This window comes from Arthrobacter sp. ISL-72, from assembly GCF_018613755.1.
GTDB lineage: Bacteria > Actinomycetota > Actinomycetes > Actinomycetales > Micrococcaceae > Arthrobacter.
Genome location: NZ_JAGGPP010000054.1, coordinates 1 through 6,327, shown reverse-complemented (window position 1 = coordinate 6,327; position 6,327 = coordinate 1). Strand labels below are relative to the sequence as shown.

Annotated in this window: 5 protein-coding genes and 1 pseudogene; all 6 read right to left on the bottom strand. The window is 64.0% G+C overall.

Features of this window, described 5'->3' with window-relative positions:
* Window positions 1–184, bottom strand: a pseudogene (locus J7I92_RS23525) (L-asparagine permease); the annotation flags it as partial.
* Between the two features lie 52 nt (window positions 185–236).
* Window positions 237–1,181, bottom strand: coding sequence for a glutaminase (locus J7I92_RS23520; protein ID WP_214844397.1), 945 nt, complete (start codon window positions 1,179–1,181; stop codon window positions 237–239).
* Window positions 1,178–2,782 carry a CdaR family transcriptional regulator gene (locus J7I92_RS23515; RefSeq protein WP_214844396.1) on the bottom strand — a complete coding sequence of 535 codons (1,605 nt, stop codon included), beginning with the start codon at window positions 2,780–2,782 and terminating at the stop codon, window positions 1,178–1,180. The genes J7I92_RS23520 and J7I92_RS23515 overlap by 4 nt, the downstream gene beginning before the upstream one ends.
* Before the next feature lie 347 nt (window positions 2,783–3,129).
* Window positions 3,130–3,423 carry a hypothetical protein gene (locus J7I92_RS23510; RefSeq protein ID WP_214844395.1) on the bottom strand — a complete coding sequence of 98 codons (294 nt, stop codon included), beginning with the start codon at window positions 3,421–3,423 and terminating at the stop codon, window positions 3,130–3,132.
* Window positions 3,424–3,486: 63 nt separating this feature from the next.
* Window positions 3,487–4,791 carry a dicarboxylate/amino acid:cation symporter gene (locus J7I92_RS23505; RefSeq protein ID WP_214844394.1) on the bottom strand — a complete coding sequence of 435 codons (1,305 nt, stop codon included), beginning with the start codon at window positions 4,789–4,791 and terminating at the stop codon, window positions 3,487–3,489.
* Between the two features lie 149 nt (window positions 4,792–4,940).
* Window positions 4,941–6,327, bottom strand: a 1,387-nt coding sequence (locus J7I92_RS23500) for an aspartate ammonia-lyase (RefSeq protein WP_214844393.1), incomplete at its 5' end; no start/stop codon positions are given.

Here is a 6,327-nt window from a genome sequence, read left to right as displayed (position 1 = left end):
CGAGGAACAAGCCGGTGCCGATGGCGCCGCCGATCGCGATCATCTGGATCTGCCTTGGTTTCAGGCTCTTGTGGTAGCCCTTGTCCTCGGCGTGCAGGAGGGTTTCAGTGGCATGCGCCTGGGCCGGAACCGTATGGTCCGTGACAGCCGCCGTGTTCGTGGCACCTTGCTGGGATTCAGGCATGGGGGATCCTTCGGTTGGGGGAGTTGAATCTGCGGGTAGGTCAGTGGGGAGGTCAGAAAACCGACCAGCCGGTACGGTCGGACAGATCCGCCAGGGCGGCGGTTCCGGCCAGGGAATTGCCTTTGGAGTCCAGCCTGGGACTCCAGACACAGATGGAGCACTCCCCGGGGACGATCACCAGGATCCCGCCGCCAACACCGCTCTTGCCGGGAAGGCCCACCCGGAAGGCGAACTCGCCGGCAGCGTCATACATGCCGCAGGTCAGCATGATGGAGCAGATGCGTTTGGCCTGGCTGGGGGAGACGACAGTTCCCTGCGCTCCCTGCCCGTCCTGCGCGAGGAACAGTCCTGCTTTGGCCACCTCGGTGCAGCTCATCATGATGGAGCACTGCCTGACGTAGTTCTCCACCACTGCCTGGGCGGGCCGCCTGAGGTTGCCGAAATCCGTCAGGAAGTGGGCAAGAGCGAGGTTGCGGCTGCTGTGGGCCAGCTCGGTCCCGGCAGCCAGCTCGTCGATGAAGGGGCCCTTGCCTTCATTCCGGTGACCCACCTGGCCGGCGAGGAAGCGCAGGACCTCGGCAGCGGCGTCGGGAGATTTTTCCATCAGGTGGTCGGTGACCACCAGGGCGCCTGCATTGATGAACGGATTACGGGGAATGCCGTGCTCCACTTCCAGCTGCACCAAGGAGTTGAAGGACGTTCCCGAGGGCTCACGAAGGACCCGTGACCAGAGCGCATCCGGGTTGCCCGCGCCGAGTGCCATCGCCAGCGAGAACACCTTCGAGATGCTCTGGATTGAAAACGGGACATCGGCGTCACCGGAGCTGAACACCTCCCCGGACGTCGTGGCCACCGCAATCCCGAAACGGTCGAACGGCGGGGATGACAGGTGCGGGATGCCCCGGGGGACTGACCCCGCCGCGCTCCGGGGCCGGTGGTTGCGGACGATGTCATCCAGGACCACGCCGACGGGCGGCGAATCGAGTGCTGTCATCATTTCTTGCCCAGTTGCTCCTTATTTTTGCCGGCCCACTCCTGGATATGGAGGAGGGCGACCAATGAATGGCGGGGATCGTTGAAGTTCAGGCCGGTTACCCGGCTGGCTTTGCTGATCCGGTAGTAGACGGTGTTCTTGTGCAGCTTCATCCGCTGTGCGCATTCGGCCACATCCAGCGACGCGTCGAAATAGGCGCGGAGGGTTTCGGCCAGCTCGCCGTCGTTGCGGAGCAGGGCCCAGAGGTTGCGATGCCGGAACGCCGAAGCCGAGGCGGAGAAATTTTCCACTGCATCGTGAAAAAGGATGTCCACCTCGAAATCGTCAACGGTGGCCACGGAAGCATGCCCGGACCGCCGCACGCAGCCCAGCAACGCCTCCGTTTGCGCCGTCACGGAATGAATCGACAGCAGATCGGGGGCCACAGGCCCCACTGCCACAAACGGAGTGGTGCCAAGGTGCTTTTCGGCGTCCCTGACGATGGCCTCGGCAAGGCTGCGGAGTCCGGCTTCGGCGTTGGCGGACTGCAGCGCCGGGATGATCACCGCAGTGTCGCCCTTGAACTGTCCGACGATCGCGGACGGTTTGTACGCAGCCGCGTGGATCGAGGCGAGGTTGGCGAGCTCTCCGTGTTTGAGCGCTGCGTCGTCCTCCTGTGCTGCAGCGGATGTCATGCCGATCAGCATCAGTGCGCTGGGGCGGTCAGCGGGGATTTTCTCGCTGTGGGCGCTTGCAGCGGCTTCCGCGGGACCCGAAAGGATCCGGGCGATGCGGTCCTCGCGCATGTGTACTGACTGCTGGTTGCGGTAGCGGATCAGTTCGGCTGACGCCCGGGCTGCCGAACCGGTCAGCACATAGTCAACATCGGACCGGAACCCGTCCCCGGTTTCCTGCAGCCAGATGTACCCCATGATCCGGTCGCCGGCGAACAAGGCGATGGCGACGCGTTCCCTCAGCCCGTCCTGGGGCCTGGCCGGAACACGGACAGCCCGGCGGGTCCGGTGCAGTTCGCGGTAGGCGCCCAGATCTTTGAGGAGCAGTTCGTACTTGCGGGGGCCGCGGCGGGCCAGAATCGAGGCCTTGCGGAGTTCGTCGATGTCGTTGGTGACCGTGGAGTACGCCAGGACCTTGTTCGCGGCGTCCTCGATGACCACGTGGCTGGAGGTCAGGCGGGCTGTCGTCTGGGCGACGGCAAACAGGTCTTCTTCGAGCAGTGTCAGGACTTCGCTCTGGTAGCTGCGCGGCTCGATCCGGTCCTTCGCGATTGAGAGAAGCCGGTCCCAGTCGGCGGACGGGTCCACCAGCAGGAGGCCCGTTCCGGCCCCCCGGAGCAGTTCTTCCGCTTCCCCGAGTTCCCCGGGGCCGCCTTTGACGGCCAGCACCAGGGGAGGATTCTTCAACAGGCGACGCACTGCGGGCAGGGCGGAGCGTCCGCGAACTCCGATCAGCAGGACGAACGCCGCCCGCCCGTCGGAAGTCTCGTCGTCGGCGTCTACGATCACAAAGCGTTCGATCGGAGAGTCCGCGCGGGACGGCCGAAGGATGAGGCTCGCGAAACCCAGAGGGAGATCCGACAGGATGTCGTCCACTGTAGCTGCGGCCATGTGCTTCCTTCTGACATTGACTCGAGCCCGGACGGCTCTGTCCGGTCCACCCAATGCTATCCACTGCTAATCCCCGAAAATATGGAAGCTGACCTAAATCCAACGGCCTCTTTTAGGTCCCGGAACCAATACGGCGGTCAGTGCGGGCCAGTGCGAGTGAAAGACCGGCCGGGACGGCGCCCGCGATCTGCCCCAGCAATGGAGTTTTTGTCCAGATAATCGGACTTTTGAAGCCCTCAACCCCCGTTATCTGGACAAAAACTCCCGCTTTCGGCGCGAAATGAGTGAGCGGACGACGGCGGGACCTCCCGCCGTCGTCCGCTCACTTGGTAACCGGCGCCGTCCGGCTAGGAGCCCGACTCTGTTTCTTCGGGCGTGAGGGCGTAGAAGGGAGTGAACCGACCTCTTGCTCCCGCGGAAATGTCGGAACGGACGACCGAAGCGGCCTCCAGCGCAGCCAGGTGGTATCTGACTGAGTCCCGCGAGGTGGCGATGCCATTGCTGATGTCGGCTAGCTTGCTGGCACCATTGCCTGCCAGGTAGCCGACGATCTGGGATCTGATGGATCCGCTCCGCGCCCTTTCCCTCCGCTCAAAGGGGTACAGATCCGTCGGACTCCGGAGCTCAAAGTCTGCGGTCATTTCCATGCCTTTCATCCAGTGTGCAAATTGGTTCGCTGGTTGGGATTGGCGGGCCGGGCGGGATCAGTGCATCGAAACGGGCTCAGGCTCCCTGCTGTTTTCGGTGTCCTGCGCGGCCTCGTGGGCTGTTTCGGCAGGCGACGGATCGAGGAGGGCGGCTGCCTTGTCGTGGTTGCGGCCGATGACCGCGGTGGCAATGGCATTTCCCAGGATATTAGTGGCGGTACGGCCCATATCCAGGAGCTGGTCGATCACCAGCAGGACACCGATTCCGGCGGCGGGGATGCCGAATGCGGGAACCACGGCGGCTACGACGACGAGCGATCCGCGCGGCACGCCGGCCATGCCTTTGCTGCTGAGCAGGAGCATGGCAGTCATGGCGATTTGCTGGCCAAGGTCCATGTGGATGCCATAGGCGTTCATCAGGAAGACCGACGCGAAGGTCATGTACATCATTGAGCCGTCCACGTTGAAGGAGTAGCCCAGCGGCAGCACGAAACCGGTGGTGCGCTTCTCGATGCCGAACTTGGTCAGGCCCTCAATGAGCTTCGGCAGAGCAGCTTCGCTGCTGGAGGTAGCGAACGCAATCACCATGGGTTCGCGCACCATCCGGACCAGACGGAAGGCCGCTCGTCCGAGGAAAGCGACGGCAACGGCGACCATAACGACCCACAGGGCCGACAGGGAAACGTAGAAACCGCCGATGAACGAGGCATAGGTGGCAAACGCGTCGAGGCCCTGGGAGGTGAAGGCCGCCGCGATGCCGGCGAAGACGCCGACGGGTGCCGCCAGCATCACATACCCGGTGACCTTGAGCATTACGCCCATCAGTTCATCGATGGCATCCGCTATCGATGACCGGCCCTTCTTGCGAAGATTCAGCAGGGCGATGCCGAAGAGAGCGCCGAATACCAGGATCTGAAGCGGGTTGTTGGCGGTCAGGGCAGCGAAGACGCTGGTGGGGATGATGTGTGTAATGAACTCCTGGTAATCGAGGGGCTTCGTCTCCATCCCCGCGTCACCTCCCGGCATCAGGTTGAGCCCGTCACCGACGTTGAGTACGTGGGCGGTGATGAATCCGAAGGCTCCAACCAGGACTGAGGCGGACAGGAACCAGATCATCGACCGTCCAAAGAGCTTTCCCACTCCGGCGGACTTGGCAGCTCCTGCGATGCCGGAGACGAGGGTGGCAAAGATCAGCGGGGCAATGATCATCTTGATGAGGTTCAGGAACATGTGCGTCACGGTGTCGAGAACTCCCACGACGGAACCGCGTGCGTCAGCCGGAAGCAGCCAGTGGAGGAGCAGGCCGCTGCCGATTCCAAAAACGAGCGCTGCCAGAATCCACATCGTTGATTTGTTTCTCATAGTCAATCCTTGGGTAGGGGCCGGGATGGCGGCCGGTGAAGGAACGGTCCTCGTCATCGGTTCCGTTTTTTCTGTAGTCAGTCGGGGTCATCTGGGCACGACGGTGTGCCCCCTGCTCCCTGACGGGACGGGGTGCTGGCTCTGCGGGACTACTTGCTCAGGTTGGCGAGGCGTTGGGGGCTGAGGAGTTCTTCGAGCTGCTCGGCGGTCAGCAGGTTGTGTTCGAGGACAAGTTCGGCGACACCCTTGCCGGTGGCGAGGGCTTCCTGGGCGATGGCGGTGGCGGTGGCGTAGCCAAGGTGGGGGTTCAGCGCAGTGACCAGGCCGATTGACTGTGCCACTGTGAGCCGGAGGTGTTCGGTGTTGGCGGTGATGCCCCGGATGCAGCGTGCGGTGAGGGTGCGGCAGGCGGCTTCGAGGTGGGAGATGCTCTTGTGGAGGCTGTGGACGATGATGGGTTCGAAGGCGTTGAGTTGGAGCTGCCCGGCTTCGGCGGCCATGGTGATGGTGACGTCGTTGCCGATGACTTCGTAGGCGACCTGGGAGACCACTTCGGGGATCACCGGGTTGATCTTGCCGGGCATGATGGAGGAGCCGGACTGGACGGCCGGGAGGTTGATTTCGCCCAGGCCGGCGCGCGGGCCGGAGGAGAGCAGGCGCAGGTCGTTGCAGATTTTGGAGAGTTTCACGGCGACGCGCTTGAGGACGCCGGAGAGGTGCACGAACGCGCCGACGTCCTGGGTGGCTTCGATGAGGTCCACGGCGGTGACCAGCGGCAGGCCGGTGATTTCGGCCAGGTGCCGGCAGGCTGCTTCGGCGTAGCCGGCCGGGGCGTTCAGGCCGGTGCCGATGGCGGTGGCGCCGAGGTTGATTTCGTGGATCAGCAGGTCCGCTTCGGCCAGGCGGAGCCGGTCCTCGCCGATGGTCACGGCGTAGGTGCCGAATTCCTGGCCGAGGGTCATCGGGACGGCGTCCTGGAGCTGGGTGCGTCCCATTTTGACCACGGTGCGGAACTCGGCGGCTTTGGCGGCGAACGCGTTTTCGAGTTCTTCCAGGGCGGCGAGCAGTTCGCGGGCGGCGAAGATGGTGCCGAGTTTCACCGCGGTGGGGTAGACGTCGTTGGTGGACTGGGAGAGGTTGACGTGGTCGTTCGGGTGCAGGCGGGCGTAGTCGCCCTTGGGGTGTCCGAGGATTTCCAGGGCCCGGTTGGCGATGACCTCGTTGGCGTTCATGTTCGAGGAGGTCGCGGCGCCGCCCTGGATGACGTCCACGACGAACTGGTCGCTGAGTTTTCCGTTCAGGACATCGGTGCAGGCCGCTTCGATGGCGTCGGCGCGTTCGGGATCGAGCAGGCCCAGTTCGCGGTTGGTGCGGGCGGCGGCGAGTTTCACCGCGGCCAGGCCCCGGACCAGGTACATGTTCGAGGACAGCGGCTGGCCCGTGATCGGGAAGTTCTCCACGGCCCGGAGCGTGTGCACGCCCCAGTACGCGGCAGCGGGAACATCACGGTCACCCAACAAATCATGTTCGGAACGG

What these genes read in the sequence shown, in the direction of transcription:
- J7I92_RS23520 (WP_214844397.1), bottom strand. Translation starts at nt 1,181, where the DNA reads ATGATGACAGCACTCGATTCGCCGCCCGTCGGCGTGGTCCTGGATGAC.
- J7I92_RS23515 (WP_214844396.1), bottom strand. Translation starts at nt 2,782, where the DNA reads ATGGCCGCAGCTACAGTGGACGACATCCTGTCGGATCTCCCTCTGGGT.
- J7I92_RS23510 (WP_214844395.1), bottom strand. Translation starts at nt 3,423, where the DNA reads ATGACCGCAGACTTTGAGCTCCGGAGTCCGACGGATCTGTACCCCTTT.
- J7I92_RS23505 (WP_214844394.1), bottom strand. Translation starts at nt 4,791, where the DNA reads ATGAGAAACAAATCAACGATGTGGATTCTGGCAGCGCTCGTTTTTGGA.